The following is a 14604-nucleotide window of genomic DNA, read 5'->3' as shown; positions in this document are numbered from 1 at the left end:
GGCGCGCCGGCTCCCGTGACCGCGGCGCCTGTTATCCAGACCTTTCCGCGGCACGCCCGTCTCCTAAGCGGAGCGGATTACCAGCGTGTGTTCCAGGATGCCCGGCGCCAGCGGGGCCGCGAGCTGACGTTGCTGTACCGGCATTCGGAGTCTGGCGAAGCCCGCCTTGGTCTGGCCATCGGTAAACGCCACGTCCGCCGCGCGGCCGACCGTAACCGGATCAAACGGCTGGTACGTGAGGCCTTCCGCCATCGGCGGACCCGTTTGCCGGCCATGGACCTGATCGTACTAGCGCGCGGTAGCGCGGCCACGGCGGACCGTCGTGTGTTGCGCGCCGAGATCGACAGCCTGCTGGAGCGTCTGTGATGACCCTGCCACGCAAGATTGCCCTGTTGCCCGTGCGGGCCTACCAATACGGGATTTCACCGTTCATGGCCCCCCACTGTCGTCATTACCCGACCTGTTCGGCCTACACCGTTGAGGCCGTCGAGACCCACGGGGTTCTAAGGGGATTCTGGCTGGGGCTGCGGCGTATCCTGCGCTGTCACCCCTGGTCCCCGGGTGGCTATGATCCGGTCCCGGCCCCGCGTTCCGATTCTCCCAGCACCCGACCCTTAAAGTAGTCGCGCTCATGGATAACCTTCGCCCCCTTCTGTGGCTGACCCTGGCCTTTGTCCTGTTCCTGATGTGGCAGGCCTGGAACCAGGATTACGGCACTGCTTCGCAGCCCGAAACCGCTGCCGAGCAGGCTGAAGACGACCCCGATGCCCGGCCGGAGGATGTCCCCGACGCCCCGCAGTTCGAATCGGAGGCGGATTCGCAGGCCGAGGATGCCCCGCAGGTGCACACCCTGCAGGAGCCTGATCGCCGCCAAATTACGGTGCGGACCGACACCCACGAGATCCTGATCGACACGCGCGGCGGGACCCTGCTGCGCGCCGACCTTCTGCAGTATCCGCGGGACCTGCAAGACGACCCCCTGGTGCCGGTGCGCTTGTTTGACCATCGCGTGCGTGGGTATGTGGCTCAAAGTGGTCTGACCCATGACCGGGTCGATGACCGATCCATGGAGCGCCGCGCGCCCTCGCACCATGCGAATTTCGAGGTCGATCAGGATCGCTTCGAGCTCGGTGAAAGCGACGATCAAATCGAGGTCCCGCTGCGTTGGACCTCCGAGGATGGCGAGATCGAGGTCATCAAGACCTACACGTTCACCCGTGGCTCGCATCTGATCGACGTGCACTACGAGATCCATAACCGCTCTGACTCCACCTGGAGCGGTCGCCAGTACCGTCAGCTTCGTCACGGCCCGACACCGGACCGCGAGTCCTGGTGGCTGTACACCTTCACCGGGGCGGCCTACTTCGACGGTAGCTATGAGCGCGAGCGTTTCGAATCCCTGCGGGACGATCCGATCCAGGCACGCATCCAGGGTGGTTGGGTCGCGATGATCCAGCACTACTTTGTGTCCGCCTGGATTCCGGGCGAGGACGAGGTCAATGCGCTGTATGCCCGCGCCGTCCCGGGCGAGGTGGGTGACGAATACCTCATTGGCCTGCACTCCGAATCGCGCCAGATCGCCGCCGGAGAAACGGGCGAGTTCCGCACCCGCCTGTGGGTTGGGCCCAAGCTGCAGGACGAGCTCTCCGAAATTGCCCAGGGGTTGGAGCTTACGGTCGACTACGGCATGTTCACCTTCCTGTCCAAGCCGCTGTTCTGGCTGCTGGACAAGATCCACATGGTGGTGGGCAACTGGGGCTGGTCGATCGTCCTGCTGACCATCCTGATCAAGCTCGCCTTCTTCAAGCTGTCCGCGACCAGCTACCGCTCGATGGCGCGCATGCGCAAGGTCGCGCCCAAGCTGCAGGCCCTGAAGGAGCGCTACAAGGACGACAAGCAGCGCATGAATCAGGCGCTGATGGACCTGTACAAAAAGGAGAAGATCAACCCGCTGGGTGGCTGTCTCCCGATCCTGGTGCAGATCCCGGTGTTCATCGCCCTGTACTGGGTGCTGCTGGAGAGTGTGGAACTGCGCCAGGCGCCGTGGTGGTTGTGGATCCAGGACCTGTCCTCGCGTGATCCGTACTTCATCCTGCCAATCCTGATGGGCGTGTCCATGTTCGTGCAGTACAAACTGAACCCGCCGCCGATGGACCCGGTGCAGCAGAAGATCTTCATGGCGCTGCCATTCGTGTTCACCATCTTCTTCGCCTTCTTCCCGGCGGGCCTGGTGCTGTACTGGTTCACCAACAACCTGTTCTCCATCGCCCAGCAGTGGTACATCACGCGCAAGATCGAGGGCGGAGAGGACCCGGACAAGAAGAAGGAATGACCGCGTCGTGACCGTGGCGGAGACCATCGTCGCGGTCGCCACCCCGCCGGGGGTCGGCGGTATCGGCGTGGTTCGTCTGTCGGGTCCCGAGGCACTCCCCATTGGGCGGCGGCTCACCGGGCGCGTGGATCTGTCTCCTCGCCACGCCCACTACGTCACCCTCCGTGACTCGAGCGGTGCCACGCTGGATGACGGGGTTGCCTTGTTCTTCCGGGCGCCGCATTCCTACACGGGCGAAGACGTGGTCGAATTACAGGGCCATGGCAGCCCCGTCCTGCTGGACGCCATCGTCGAGACCTGCGTGGCCCAGGGTGCCCGCCGCGCGCGGCCTGGCGAGTTCACCGAGCAGGCCTTCCTCAATAGCCGCCTGGATCTGGCGCAGGCCGAGGCGGTCGCCGACCTGATTCATGCCCAGACCGAGGAGGCCGCGCGGCTGGCCCGCTCCAGTCTGGACGGCGCCCTGGCGACCGAACTGGAACCCGTATCCCGCGCGATCCGCGAGATGCGGGTGATCATCGAGGCCGAGATCGATTTTGGCGAGACCGATCTCGAGTCCGAGGCGGCGGCCGACATCGCGCATCGTTCCGGCTCGTTGCACCAGACGGTAAGCCAGTTGCTCGAACGCCTCCGTCCCGCGCGCTACTTCGCTCAAGGCATGCGCCTGGCCCTGGTCGGAGCCCCGAACGTCGGCAAATCCAGTCTGATGAACCGCCTCGCCGAGAGCGAGGTCGCAATCGTGACCGATCGCCCCGGGACCACGCGCGACGTCCTGCGCTCGCCGATCGCGATCCACGGCATTCCGGTGGAGATCATCGATACCGCGGGCCTGCACGCCAGCGAGGACCCGGTAGAGCGCATTGGTATGGAGCGGGCGCGCGAGGCCGCGACCGGTGCCGACGTCATTCTCGAATTGCGGGATCTGACCCGGCCGGATGCACGCCCGGACCTTCAGGCACCGGAGGCGATCCCCCGTATCGTGGTGTGGAACAAGAGCGATCAGGTCAACCAGTCTGTTGCGGCCGGCGACGGCGGCGGGTTGCAGATCTCTGCCCTTACGGGCCGGGGCGTCGAGGCCCTCAAGCTAGCCATCGTGAACCAACTCGGCGTCGGTGACGGGGGCACGCAACGGTTTAGCGTGCGCGCCCGGCACATCGACGGACTCCGCGCCGCGGCCACCCATCTCGCCGCAATCGACGCGCTCGCCCCGCCGGACCTCATTGCCGAGGAACTGCGCCTGGCCGAGCGCGCCCTGGACGAACTCCTTGGCCGGCAGGACCACGAGGCCCTGCTGGGCGAGATCTTCGCCGGGTTCTGCATCGGCAAGTAGCCACGCCGCCGACGGAGCCCGAAGCGCACGCCGCAGTTGCTGCGGCCCCGCCGCGACCCCGTAATAACGAGGACACCGGGTGCCCGGAAAACCATCCGCGTCCGGGGGCGCTTCGCGCGCGCGTAACTCCCTGCTAGAATTCCGATTTTTAGAGGCCCCCCAAGGGGTCGCGCCGCGTGCAGGCACAGGCCACAGACTGGCCGGGATAGCAGGACCATGGCAAACGCTTTTGATGTCATTGTGATTGGCGGCGGACACGCCGGGACCGAGGCCGCACTGGCCGCGGCGCGCGGCGGTGCGCGCACGCTGTTGTTGACCCACAACATCGAGACCATCGGCCAGATGAGTTGCAACCCCGCCATCGGCGGTATCGGCAAGGGCCACCTGGTCAAGGAAATCGACGCCCTGGGCGGGGTGATGGCCCGCGCCGCGGATGCCGCCGGGCTTCACTTTCGTATCCTGAACCGGCGCAAGGGTCCGGCCGTGCGCGCCACGCGGGCGCAGTCCGACCGGCAGCTGTACCGCCAGGCAATCCGCCAGTTCGTGGAAGCCGAACCCAACCTTGAGGTCTTCCAGCAGCCGGTGGCCGATATCACTCTGGACGGTGACCGGGTCACCGGGGTCGTGACCGAGGCCGGGATCGCGTTCGGGGCCCGTGCCGTGGTGCTGACCGTCGGGACGTTCCTGAATGGGCAGATGCATACCGGCCTAACCCAGCAGCCCGGCGGGCGTGCGGGCGACCCGCCCAGCGTGCGCCTGGCCGCGCGTCTGCGTGAGATGGCCTTTGCCGTGGGACGCTTGAAGACCGGTACGCCGCCGCGCATCGACGGGCGCAGCGTGGACTTTTCGCGGCTCGAGCCGCAGCCCGGGGACGATCCGCGACCGGTGTTTTCGTTCATGGGGTCGACCGCCGATCACCCGGCCCAGCGTCCCTGCCATATTGCGCGTACCAGCGAGAAGACCCATGACCTGATCCGGGAGAACCTGGACCAGGCGCCGATGTACAGCGGCCAAATCGACAGCACTGGCCCACGCTATTGCCCGTCGATCGAGGACAAGGTCGTGCGCTTTGCCGACAAGACCAGCCATCAGGTCTTCGTCGAGCCGGAAGGACTCACCACCCATGAGCTCTACCCGAACGGGATCTCCACCTCGCTGCCGTATTCGATCCAGGTACCCCTGGTGCAGAGCATCGCCGGCTTCGAGCAGGCGCGGATCACCCGCCCGGGCTATGCCATCGAGTACGACTACTTCGATCCGCGCGGTCTGCGCCCGAGCCTGGCGACCCGCGAGGTGGGCAACCTGTTCTTTGCCGGACAGATCAACGGCACCACCGGCTACGAGGAGGCCGCGGCACAGGGACTGGTCGCCGGTCTGAATGCCGCGCGCCTGGTGCAGGAGGCCGAGCCGTGGATCCCGCAGCGCTCCGAGGCCTATATCGGTGTGCTGATCGACGACCTGGTGACCCGCGGCACCCAGGAGCCTTACCGCATGTTCACCTCGCGCGCCGAATATCGCCTGCTGCTGCGCGAGGACAACGCCGATCTGCGTCTGACCCCAGTAGGCCGCGAGTTCGAATTGGTCGACGATGCACGCTGGGCACGGTTCGAGGCACGCGCCGCGGCCATTGATGCGGAGCGCGAACGCCTGAGCGGCCTGCGCCCGGACCGCGAGCAGCGTAACCGTGCTGCCCTGACCGAGCTGCTGGGGGCCACCCCCGACCCCGAGGCCACCGTCCTGGATCTGCTGCGCCGACCGCAGGCCGACTACGCGAGTCTGATGGCGACCCTGCCGGAGTTGGCCGCTGAATGTGCCCCGGACGTCCGCGAGCAGGTCGAGATCCAGGCCAAGTACGCGGGCTACATCGAGCGCCAGCAGGCCGAGATCAATCGCCAGGCCAAGGCCGAGCAGACGGCTCTGCCGGACAGCTTGGATTATCATCGAGTTCACGGATTGTCGAACGAGATTCGCCAGAAACTGGCGGAGTTACGGCCGCACACCATGGCCCAGGCGCAGCGAATTCCCGGCGTCACCCCGGCCGCCCTGTCAGCCCTGGCTGTGCACCTGAAGCAGTGCGCCAGTGGCGAGTAGCGACTGGGCGGCCCAGCTCGAGCCGTATGCGGATACCTGGGATCTGGATCCTCGAGCCTGCGCGGTGCTGGCCACGTATCTTGCCGAACTGGTGCGCTGGAATAGGGTACATAACCTGACCGCGGTGCGCGATCCGACGCAGTTGATCCCGCGCCACATCCTCGACAGCCTGACCCTGCGCCCGTATCTTCAGGGCGGGCGCGTCCTTGACGTGGGCACGGGGGCCGGGCTGCCGGGCTTTATTTTGGCAGCGACCGAGCGTGAACAGGCCTTCTGTCTGCTCGATAGCGCGGCCAAGCGCATTCGGTTTCTGCGCAATGTGATCGGCCTGACCGGTCTGTCGGGTGTCGAAGCCCTGCACTCTCGGATCGAGGATTTCCATCCCGAGGCGCTGTACACCACGGTGCTGTCGCGTGCCTTCAAGGCCCCGGCCGAAATGCTGGACCGGGTGGGCCACACGGTTGCGCCGGGGGGTCGTGTACTGGCCATGCTGGGCCAGCGGCGGGTCGTGGACGACCCATTACCTGCGCCGTGGTCGTATCACCGCGTGGACCCAGTTACCATTCCTGGCGAAATGGCCGAGCGCCATGTTGCCATTATCGAGAGAGCCTGAGCCGTGACCGATACACTCGCGATCACCAATCAGAAGGGCGGAGTCGGCAAGACCACCACCTGCGTCAATCTGGCGGCGTCCCTGAGCCGGTTGGGCAAGCGTGTGCTCGTCGTGGACCTGGACCCGCAGGGCAACGCGACCACCGGTTCGGGGGTCGACAAGCATGCCGACGACCCGACCTCCTGCGAGTTGCTGCTGGGCGAGACCACGGTGGAGCGCGCCGCGCATCGGGTCGAGGCCGGCTACGATCTGGTCCCGGCCAACGGCGACCTGACCGTGGCCGAAGTCCGCTTGATGGAGTCCGAGCGCCGCGAATACCGCTTGCAGGACGCCCTCGCGGACGCCGCAGCGAATTATGACTACATCCTGGTGGACTGCCCGCCCTCGTTGAACCTGCTGACGGTCAACGGACTGGTGGCCGCCGACGGGGTCGTGATCCCAATGCAGTGCGAGTACTACGCGCTGGAGGGCCTGACGGCCCTGATGCGTACCATCGAAAGCATCCAGCGGGGGCCCAACCCGAAGCTGCGGATCTCCGGCTTGCTCCGCACGATGTTCGATCCGCGCAACCGCCTGTCCGGCGATGTCTCCGCACAACTGACCGGCCATTTCGGCGAGCGGGTCTTTCGCACGGTGATCCCGCGCAACATCCGCCTGGCCGAGGCCCCCAGTTTTGGCCAGCCAGCCTTGTTGTATGATGCCTCCTCGCGCGGCGCGGTGGCCTACCTGGCCCTGGCCGGCGAGATGCTGCGGCGCTGATCGCCGCCAACCCCTTACCCGACTGCCCGCAGGAACGACAGACCATGGCGAAACGTGGATTGGGCCGAGGCCTGGATGCCCTGCTCTCCGGCGCCCAGGCCGGTGGCGACGAAAGCGACAGCCTGGAACAGCTCCCGATCGAGCAGATCCGGCGTGGCAAGTACCAGCCGCGGGTCCATATGGCCGAGGCGGCCCTGGCCGAGCTCGCAAATTCCATTCGCGCCCAGGGCATCGTTCAGCCGGTTGTCGTTCGGCGGCTGGAGGAGGGCTATGAGCTGATTGCCGGCGAACGCCGCTGGCGTGCCGCGCAGATCGCCGGCCTGGAGACGGTCCCGGCCGTGGTGCGCGACATCCCCGATCAGGCCGCCGCCGCAATGGCGCTGATCGAAAACATCCAGCGCGAGGATCTGAATCCTCTCGAGGAAGCCCAGGCCATTCGCCGGCTGATTGGCGAGTTCGAGATGACTCACCAGGCGGCCGCTGATGCCGTGGGTCGCTCGCGGACCTCGGTCACCAATCTGCTGCGTTTGCTCGAACTCCACGACACCGTCAAGGAACATGTGAACGAGGGGCGGCTTGAGATGGGCCATGCGCGTTGCCTGTTGGCCGTCCCGCTGGATGACCAGCCCGGTGTCGCCGCCACGGTCGTCAAGCGCGGTCTCTCGGTTCGTGCCACCGAGCAGTTGGTCAAGAAAGTCCTTGCCGCCACCCCGGAACCGAAGAAAGAAGCTGCCCCCTCGCCCGAAGTGCGTCAGCTCGAGAGCCGGCTGTCCGATCAGCTGGGCGCGGCCGTTCAGGTGCGTTACAACCGCCAGGGAAAGGGCCGGTTGGTCATCGAATACAATAGTCTGGACGAGCTCGACGGCATCCTCGCGCACATTCAGTAACGCCTCCGCTACCCCCAAAACCAGGCCCCGCGCGGTTTGACGCAATACAAGCGCTCTCTTATACTACGCGCACTTTTTGGGAGAGGGGTGGGCGTTCCCATCCGCTAAATGACACCGCGACGCTTCAGCCACGCAAAACAATCGCTGGGCCTGCAGCTCGCCTTAACGCTGATACTATCGGGCCTGCTTTTGGCCCTGTTTCCCCCGATCGTGGCGATCTCGGCCGCGGTGGGCGGCATGACCGCGACCCTCGGCAACGCCGTGGCCGCGGTTGTCGTGTTTAGGGCCTACCGTTCCGATCAGGTGGGTGCGCTAACCGCCCGCATGATGGGCGCCCAGTTGGGACGATTGGCAATCATCGCGGTGGCTTTTGGTGTGACGTTCGCTTACCTGAACGAGCCGGATCTATTGGCCCTGTTCGGTGTCTTCCTCCTGGTGCATCTGGCCCCCTTGTGGTGGCTCCACCGGGTTTCTGATCAAGCAATGACGAGATAACTGCATGGCTTCAGAAAGCGAACTGCCCACCATGGAAGAGCATATTGCTCACCATTTGACGAACCTCACGTTCGGGCTACACCCCGAAAACGGCATGAGCTTCGCCACCACCAGCACCGAAGCGGCCGAGATGGGTTTCTGGGCCATCCATGTCGATTCCATGATCTGGTCGATTGCGCTGGGCCTCCTGTTTATCCTGACGTTCCGCGCCGCAGCCAAGAAGGTCACCGCTGGTGTCCCAGGCGGCTGGCAGAACTTCGTCGAAATGACCATGGACTTCGTTAATGACAACGTCCGTGGCTCCTTCAAGCACAAGAACGATATGGTCGCGCCGCTTGCGCTGACTATATTTGTCTGGATCTTCCTGCTCAATCTGATGGATCTGGTGCCGGTGGATCTGATCCCGCACATCGCCTATCTGCTGGGCATCCCGTACTTCAAGATCGTGCCGACGACGGATATCAACGTCACGGCGGGTCTCGCGCTGGGCGTGTTCATCCTGATCATCTACTACTCGCTGAAGATCAAGGGCCCCGTCGGCTTCATCAAGGAACTGACCGGCATCCCGTTCCAGACGAACATCGTGTTCCTGAAGCCGCTGTTCTGGACGATCAACTTCGTGCTGGAGTTCATCAACCTGCTGGCCAAGCCGGCCTCGCTCGCCCTGCGACTGTTCGGCAACCTCTACGCCGCAGAGATGATCTTTATCCTCATTGGCGTGATGTACTCCGCGGGCCTGATCCTGGGTCTGGCCGGTGGTGTGCTGCACGTGGGCTGGGCGATTTTCCACATCCTCGTGGTGCCGCTGCAGGCCTTCATCTTCATGGTGCTCACCGTCGTCTACATCGACATGGCGTACAGCGAAGACCACTGATTCCGACTTCACTACTCAACTGACTGTTTCAACACTCGACTGGAGATACAAAAATGGAAATGGCAAACGCTTTGATCGTTCTGGCTGGCTCTCTGCTCCTGGGTCTGGCCGCTGTCGGCGCCGCGATCGGCGTGGGCACCCTGGGTGGTCGTTTTCTGGAAGGCGCCGCGCGTCAGCCGGAACTGATCCCGATGCTGCGTACCCAGTTCTTCATCGTGATGGGTCTGACCGACGCCGTGCCGATGATCGGCGTGGGTATCGGCCTGTACGTTCTGTTCGCCCTGGGCTAAGAGGCTGACCGAGTCCCGAGGATCCCTCACACTCGTCAACCCGAGGTAGCAGGATGAATATCAATCTGACCATCATCGGCCAGCTGCTCGCGTTCAGCGTCTTCGTGTGGTTCACGATGCGCTACGTCTGGCCGCCCATCTCCACCGCCCTGGAAGAGCGTCGCAAGAAGATTGCCGACGGCCTGGCCGCCGCGGAACGTGGCGAGAAAGAGCAGGAGCTCGCCCAGGAGCGTGCGACCGAGGTCCTTAAGGACGCCAAGCAGCAGGCGAACGAGATCGTCGCCTCGGCGCAGAAGCGCGCCAACGAGCTGGTCGAGGAAAGCAAGACCACGGCCCGTGAGGAAGGCGAGCGCATCAAGGAAGCGGCGCAGTCCGAAATGGAGCAGGAACTCAACCGTGCCAAGGAAGAGCTGCGTAAGCAGGTCTCCCAGTTGGCGGTTGCCGGTGCCGAGCAGATCCTGGCCAAGGAGATTGACGCCAAGGCTCACGGCGATCTGCTGAAGAAGCTCGCGGCCAAGCTCTAAGGAGACGTTATGTCAGACCTGATTTCGGTCGCCCGACCCTACGCCCGCGCAGCATTTGAGCGGGCCCGCGAGGCCAACGATCTCGCTGGCTGGGCCGAGCAGCTCGAGTTGTTGGCCGCCATTGCCAGCGACTCGCAGATGCACAGTCTCCTCTCCAATCCGCGGCTCCCGCGCCCGGACCGCGCCCAGCTCGTGCTGGACGTCGCCGGCGACAAGATCGGCGCCGAGGCCGGGAACCTGGTCCGCTTGCTGGCCGAGAACGGCCGCCTGCCGGCCCTGCCCGCGCTGCGCGACGCCTTTGCAGAACTGAAGGCCGCTGCCGAACAGCGCGTGCAAGCGGACGTCACCGCGTTTCGCAAGCTCACGCAGGCGCAGGAGAAAGAGATCCACGACGCCCTGGCCAAGGGCCTGGGTTGCGAAGTCGATCTCGAGTGTTCGGTCGACAGCTCCCTTCTTGGAGGGGCCATCATCCGCGCCGGCGACCTGGTAATCGACGGCTCCGTGCGAGGCCAGCTGAACCGCCTGGCAGCCAATTTGAGTCGCTAAGAGGACATTTATCATGCAACTGAATCCCTCCGAGATCAGTGATCTGATCAAACAGCGCATCGAGAAATTCGATGCATCCTCCGAGGCCTCCAACGAGGGCACCGTCGTCAGCGTGACCGACGGTATCGCTCGTGTGCACGGCCTGGGGGACGTCATGCAGGGCGAGATGCTCGAATTCCCTGGTGACACCTTCGGTATGGCGCTCAACCTTGAGCGTGACTCCGTCGGTGTCGTGATCCTGGGTGACTACAAGCACATCACCGAAGGGCAGACGGTCAAGTGCACCGGCCGTATCCTGGAAGTCCCGGTCGGCGAGGCTATGCTCGGCCGCGTGGTCGACTCCCTCGGCCGCCCGATCGACGGCAAGGGCCCGGTGAACACCGACCTGAGCAGCCCGATCGAAAAGATCGCCCCGGGCGTTATCGAGCGCCAGTCGGTGGATCAGCCGCTGCAGTCCGGCATCAAGGCCATCGACGCGATGGTCCCGGTTGGCCGCGGCCAGCGCGAGCTGATCATCGGTGACCGCCAGACCGGCAAGACCGCGGTAGCGATCGACGCGATCATCAACCAGAAAGACTCCGGCGTTAAGTGTGTCTACGTGGCGGTTGGCCAGAAGGCCTCCTCGGTGGCCTCCGTGGTGGCCAAGCTGGAAGAGGCCGGCGCGATGGATAACACCATCATCGTTGCGGCCAACGCCTCCGAGTCGGCCGCGATGCAGTTCATTGCCCCGTACGCCGGCTGCGCGATGGGCGAATACTTCCGCGATCGCGGCGAAGACGCCCTGATCGTGTACGACGATCTGACCAAGCAGGCCTGGGCCTATCGTCAGGTCTCCCTGCTGCTGCGTCGTCCGCCGGGCCGTGAAGCCTATCCGGGTGACGTCTTTTACCTGCACTCCCGTCTGCTGGAACGCGCGTCCCGCGTGAATGCGGAGTACGTCGAAGAACAGACCAACGGCGAAGTGAAGGGCCAGACGGGTTCGCTGACGGCGCTGCCGATCATCGAGACCCAGGCCGGTGACGTGTCCGCATTCGTGCCGACCAACGTGATCTCCATCACCGACGGTCAGATCTTCCTCGAGACCGACCTGTTCAACTCGGGTATCCGCCCGGCGATCAACGCCGGTCTGTCGGTCTCCCGAGTGGGTGGGGCCGCGCAGAGCAAGATCATCAAGAAGCTGGGTGGTGGCGTGCGTCTGGCGCTGGCCCAGTACCGTGAGCTGGCGGCGTTCTCGCAGTTCGCCTCGGACCTGGACGAACTGACCCGCAAGCAGCTGGATCGCGGCAAGCGCGTGACCGAGCTGATGAAGCAGGGCCAGTACCAGCCGATGTCCATTGGCGAGATGGCCTTCTCCCTGTACGCCGCCAACGAGGGCTTCCTCGATGACGTCGACGCGGACAAGATCGTGAGCTTCGAAAAGGAACTGATCGCCTATGCGCGTTCCTCGCAGAAGGAGCTCCTGGACGAAATCAACAGCACTGGCGACTACAACGACTCTATCCAGGAAAAGCTGAAGAAGGCCCTGGAAGAGTTCAAGGCCAAGCACAGCTGGTAACGGGAGCACGCAATGGCGGGCACTAAGGAGATCCGGACGCAGATCAAGAGTATCCAGAATACTCAGAAGATCACCAAGGCCATGGAGATGGTCGCGGCGTCCAAGATGCGCAAGGCCCAGGACCGCATGGAAGAGTCCCGGCCTTACGCCCAGAAGATTCACGACGTGATCGGTCACGTCGCCATGGCGAATGCGGAATACAAGCATCCGTTCATGGTCGAGCGCGAGGTCAAGCGTGTTGCGCTGATTATCGTGTCGACGGACCGCGGCCTTTGTGGCGGGCTGAACACCAACCTGTTCAAGAAGGCCGTCATCGAGATGCGCCGCTACCGCGACGAAGGCGTCGAGGTGGACCTGTGTGTGATCGGCAACAAGGCGCTGCAGTTCTTCAAGCGATTGGGCGGCAACATCGTGGCCGAGGCCAAGGATCTGGGTGACCGTCCCCACATCAACGATCTGATCGGGTCGGTGAAGGTGGTCCTGGATGATTTCCGCGACGGCAAGATCGATCGCGTCGTCCTGCTGGAGAACCAGTTCGTCAACACGATGACTCAGCAGCCCGAGGCGACCCAGTTGTTGCCGACGGCCCCGAGCAGTGACGAATCGCTCAAGCATCACTGGGATTACATCTACGAGCCCGACACGCATCCGGTGATGGATACGCTGCTCGAGCGCTATGTCGAGTCCCTGATCTACCAGGCGGTGGTCGAGAACGTGGCCTGCGAAATGGCGGCACGTATGGTGGCCATGAAGTCCGCCTCCGACAACGCCGGAACGATGATCAAGGATCTGCAACTCGTCTACAACAAGGCGCGTCAGGCTTCGATCACTCAGGAGATCTCCGAGATCGTCAGCGGCGCAGCAGCGGTCTAGCGCCCAAACGAATCGGTCGACTCGGCACGAATTACGACTTACGAGGATGAACAAATGAGTTCTGGAAAGATTGTCGAAATCATCGGCGCCGTCGTGGATGTGGAATTCCCCCACGGCGAAGTGCCCAAGATCTACGACGCACTGACCCTGGAAAACGGTCTGACGCTCGAGGTCCAGCAGCAGCTGGGCGACGGCATCGTGCGTACCATCGCCATGGGTACCACGGAAGGCGTCAAGCGTCAGACCCCCGTGACCGCGACGGGCAGCCCCATCTCCGTGCCAGTCGGCACGGGCACCCTGGGCCGTGTGATGGATGTCCTCGGCCGCCCGGTGGACAACGCCGGCGACGTGGAAGCCCAGGAGACCTGGTCGATCCACCGCGCCGCCCCCACCTTCGACGAGCAGGCGGGCTCCACCGAGCTGCTGGAAACCGGCATCAAGGTCATCGATCTGCTGTGCCCCTTCGCGAAGGGCGGCAAGGTCGGCCTGTTCGGCGGTGCCGGCGTGGGCAAGACCGTGAACATGATGGAGCTGATCCGCAACATCGCGATTGAGCATTCCGGCTACTCGGTGTTCGCCGGCGTAGGCGAACGTACCCGTGAGGGCAACGACTTCTACCACGAGATGAAGGACTCCAACGTCCTCGACAAGGTGGCCCTGGTCTACGGCCAGATGAACGAGCCGCCGGGCAACCGCCTGCGGGTCGCGCTGACCGGTCTGACCATGGCCGAGTTCTTCCGTGACGAAGGTCGCGACGTGCTGATGTTCATCGATAACATCTACCGCTACACCCTGGCCGGGACCGAGGTCTCCGCGCTGCTGGGCCGTATGCCCTCCGCGGTGGGCTACCAGCCAACCCTGGCGGAAGAGATGGGTGTGCTGCAGGAACGCATCACCTCCACCAAGAAGGGCTCGATCACCTCGATCCAGGCCGTGTACGTGCCGGCGGATGACTTGACCGACCCGTCCCCCGCCACCACGTTTGCGCACCTGGATGCGACCGTCGTGCTGTCGCGCCAGATTGCCGAGCTGGGCATCTACCCGGCCGTGGATCCGCTGGATTCCACCTCGCGTCAGCTGGACCCGCAGATCATCGGGCAGGAGCACTACGATACCGCCCGTGCGGTGCAGGGTACGCTGCAGCGCTACAAGGAGCTGAAGGACATCATCGCGATCCTCGGCATGGACGAACTGTCGGAAGACGACAAGCTGGTCGTGGCCCGCGCACGTAAGATCCAGCGCTACCTGTCGCAGCCGTTCTTCGTCGCCGAGGTCTTCACCGGCGCGCCTGGCAAGTACGTCTCCCTGAAGGACACCATCCGTGCGTTCAAGGCGATCGTCGCCGGCGAATACGATCACCTGCCGGAGCAGGCCTTCTACATGGTCGGCACCATCGAGGAAGCCGTCGAAAAGGCCGAGAAGCTCGGCTAAGGAGCAG

Annotated in this window: 16 protein-coding genes; all 16 read left to right on the top strand. The window is 64.3% G+C overall.

What is annotated here, in order from left to right; all coding sequences use genetic code 11:
* Window positions 1–15: 15 nt before the first annotated feature.
* The 16 genes from rnpA (at window position 16) to atpD (ending at window position 14597) form a co-directional block, all read left to right on the top strand.
* The gene (gene rnpA, locus F462_RS06015; RefSeq protein ID WP_038052396.1) at window positions 16–366 is read left to right on the top strand and encodes a ribonuclease P protein component; all 351 of its coding nucleotides are present in this window, start codon (window positions 16–18) and stop codon (window positions 364–366) included.
* The gene (yidD, locus tag F462_RS06010) at window positions 366–623 is read left to right on the top strand and encodes a membrane protein insertion efficiency factor YidD (protein ID WP_038052394.1); all 258 of its coding nucleotides are present in this window, start codon (window positions 366–368) and stop codon (window positions 621–623) included. Before rnpA ends, yidD begins: the two co-directional genes overlap by 1 nt.
* A gap of 8 nt (window positions 624–631) precedes the next feature.
* Entirely contained in the window at window positions 632–2332 is a 1701-nt protein-coding gene (gene yidC, locus F462_RS06005) for a membrane protein insertase YidC (RefSeq protein ID WP_038052392.1), read from the top strand.
* A 7-nt stretch (window positions 2333–2339) separates the two neighbouring features.
* Window positions 2340–3659: a tRNA uridine-5-carboxymethylaminomethyl(34) synthesis GTPase MnmE gene (gene mnmE, locus F462_RS06000; RefSeq protein ID WP_038052389.1), complete on the top strand. Its 1320-nt coding sequence runs from the start codon at window positions 2340–2342 to the stop codon at window positions 3657–3659.
* A gap of 216 nt (window positions 3660–3875) precedes the next feature.
* Entirely contained in the window at window positions 3876–5750 is a 1875-nt protein-coding gene (gene mnmG / locus F462_RS05995; RefSeq protein WP_038052388.1) for a tRNA uridine-5-carboxymethylaminomethyl(34) synthesis enzyme MnmG, read from the top strand.
* On the top strand, window positions 5740–6363 hold the full coding sequence (gene rsmG, locus F462_RS05990) for a 16S rRNA (guanine(527)-N(7))-methyltransferase RsmG (protein WP_038052385.1): 624 nt from the start codon (window positions 5740–5742) through the stop codon (window positions 6361–6363). Before mnmG ends, rsmG begins: the two co-directional genes overlap by 11 nt.
* A gap of 3 nt (window positions 6364–6366) precedes the next feature.
* Window positions 6367–7122, top strand: a complete 756-nt coding sequence (locus F462_RS05985) for a ParA family protein (RefSeq protein WP_038052381.1) — start codon at window positions 6367–6369, stop codon at window positions 7120–7122.
* A 44-nt stretch (window positions 7123–7166) separates the two neighbouring features.
* Window positions 7167–8009, top strand: coding sequence for a ParB/RepB/Spo0J family partition protein (locus F462_RS05980; protein WP_038052378.1), 843 nt, complete (start codon window positions 7167–7169; stop codon window positions 8007–8009).
* A gap of 108 nt (window positions 8010–8117) precedes the next feature.
* Window positions 8118–8504 (top strand): ATP synthase subunit I, encoded by a 387-nt coding sequence (locus F462_RS05975; RefSeq protein ID WP_038052375.1) that lies wholly within the window; start codon window positions 8118–8120, stop codon window positions 8502–8504.
* A gap of 31 nt (window positions 8505–8535) precedes the next feature.
* The gene (gene atpB / locus F462_RS05970) at window positions 8536–9378 is read left to right on the top strand and encodes a F0F1 ATP synthase subunit A (RefSeq protein WP_026181570.1); all 843 of its coding nucleotides are present in this window, start codon (window positions 8536–8538) and stop codon (window positions 9376–9378) included.
* A 53-nt stretch (window positions 9379–9431) separates the two neighbouring features.
* The gene (gene atpE / locus F462_RS05965) at window positions 9432–9668 is read left to right on the top strand and encodes a F0F1 ATP synthase subunit C (protein WP_012983953.1); all 237 of its coding nucleotides are present in this window, start codon (window positions 9432–9434) and stop codon (window positions 9666–9668) included.
* 53 nt (window positions 9669–9721) lie between these two features.
* Window positions 9722–10192 (top strand): F0F1 ATP synthase subunit B, encoded by a 471-nt coding sequence (locus tag F462_RS05960; protein ID WP_018141107.1) that lies wholly within the window; start codon window positions 9722–9724, stop codon window positions 10190–10192.
* A 9-nt stretch (window positions 10193–10201) separates the two neighbouring features.
* Window positions 10202–10738 carry a F0F1 ATP synthase subunit delta gene (locus F462_RS05955; protein WP_038052372.1) on the top strand — a complete coding sequence of 179 codons (537 nt, stop codon included), beginning with the start codon at window positions 10202–10204 and terminating at the stop codon, window positions 10736–10738.
* Window positions 10739–10751: 13 nt separating this feature from the next.
* A complete protein-coding gene (gene atpA / locus F462_RS05950; protein WP_018141105.1) occupies window positions 10752–12293 on the top strand; it encodes a F0F1 ATP synthase subunit alpha in 1542 nt (513 codons plus the stop codon).
* Between the two features lie 12 nt (window positions 12294–12305).
* Window positions 12306–13166: a F0F1 ATP synthase subunit gamma gene (gene atpG, locus F462_RS05945; protein WP_018141104.1), complete on the top strand. Its 861-nt coding sequence runs from the start codon at window positions 12306–12308 to the stop codon at window positions 13164–13166.
* A 54-nt stretch (window positions 13167–13220) separates the two neighbouring features.
* Window positions 13221–14597 (top strand): F0F1 ATP synthase subunit beta, encoded by a 1377-nt coding sequence (gene atpD, locus F462_RS05940; RefSeq protein ID WP_038052369.1) that lies wholly within the window; start codon window positions 13221–13223, stop codon window positions 14595–14597.
* The last annotated feature ends 7 nt before the right edge of the window (window positions 14598–14604 follow it).

Source organism: Thioalkalivibrio sp. ALJ1 (assembly GCF_000745395.1).
Lineage (GTDB): Bacteria > Pseudomonadota > Gammaproteobacteria > Ectothiorhodospirales > Ectothiorhodospiraceae > Thioalkalivibrio.
The sequence above is the reverse complement of the archived record's forward strand: the minus strand, read 5'-3'. Positions and strand labels throughout refer to the sequence as shown.

Bases quoted from the DNA above. Each gene is read 5' to 3' on its own strand.
- F462_RS05955 (WP_038052372.1), top strand. From the start codon at position 10,202: ATGTCAGACCTGATTTCGGTCGCCCGACCCTACGCCCGCGCAGCATTT.
- atpE (WP_012983953.1), top strand. From the start codon at position 9,432: ATGGAAATGGCAAACGCTTTGATCGTTCTGGCTGGCTCTCTGCTCCTG.
- F462_RS05960 (WP_018141107.1), top strand. From the start codon at position 9,722: ATGAATATCAATCTGACCATCATCGGCCAGCTGCTCGCGTTCAGCGTC.
- atpG (WP_018141104.1), top strand. From the start codon at position 12,306: ATGGCGGGCACTAAGGAGATCCGGACGCAGATCAAGAGTATCCAGAAT.
- F462_RS05980 (WP_038052378.1), top strand. From the start codon at position 7,167: ATGGCGAAACGTGGATTGGGCCGAGGCCTGGATGCCCTGCTCTCCGGC.
- atpB (WP_026181570.1), top strand. From the start codon at position 8,536: ATGGAAGAGCATATTGCTCACCATTTGACGAACCTCACGTTCGGGCTA.
- atpA (WP_018141105.1), top strand. From the start codon at position 10,752: ATGCAACTGAATCCCTCCGAGATCAGTGATCTGATCAAACAGCGCATC.
- yidD (WP_038052394.1), top strand. From the start codon at position 366: ATGACCCTGCCACGCAAGATTGCCCTGTTGCCCGTGCGGGCCTACCAA.
- atpD (WP_038052369.1), top strand. From the start codon at position 13,221: ATGAGTTCTGGAAAGATTGTCGAAATCATCGGCGCCGTCGTGGATGTG.
- F462_RS05975 (WP_038052375.1), top strand. From the start codon at position 8,118: ATGACACCGCGACGCTTCAGCCACGCAAAACAATCGCTGGGCCTGCAG.
- mnmG (WP_038052388.1), top strand. From the start codon at position 3,876: ATGGCAAACGCTTTTGATGTCATTGTGATTGGCGGCGGACACGCCGGG.
- yidC (WP_038052392.1), top strand. From the start codon at position 632: ATGGATAACCTTCGCCCCCTTCTGTGGCTGACCCTGGCCTTTGTCCTG.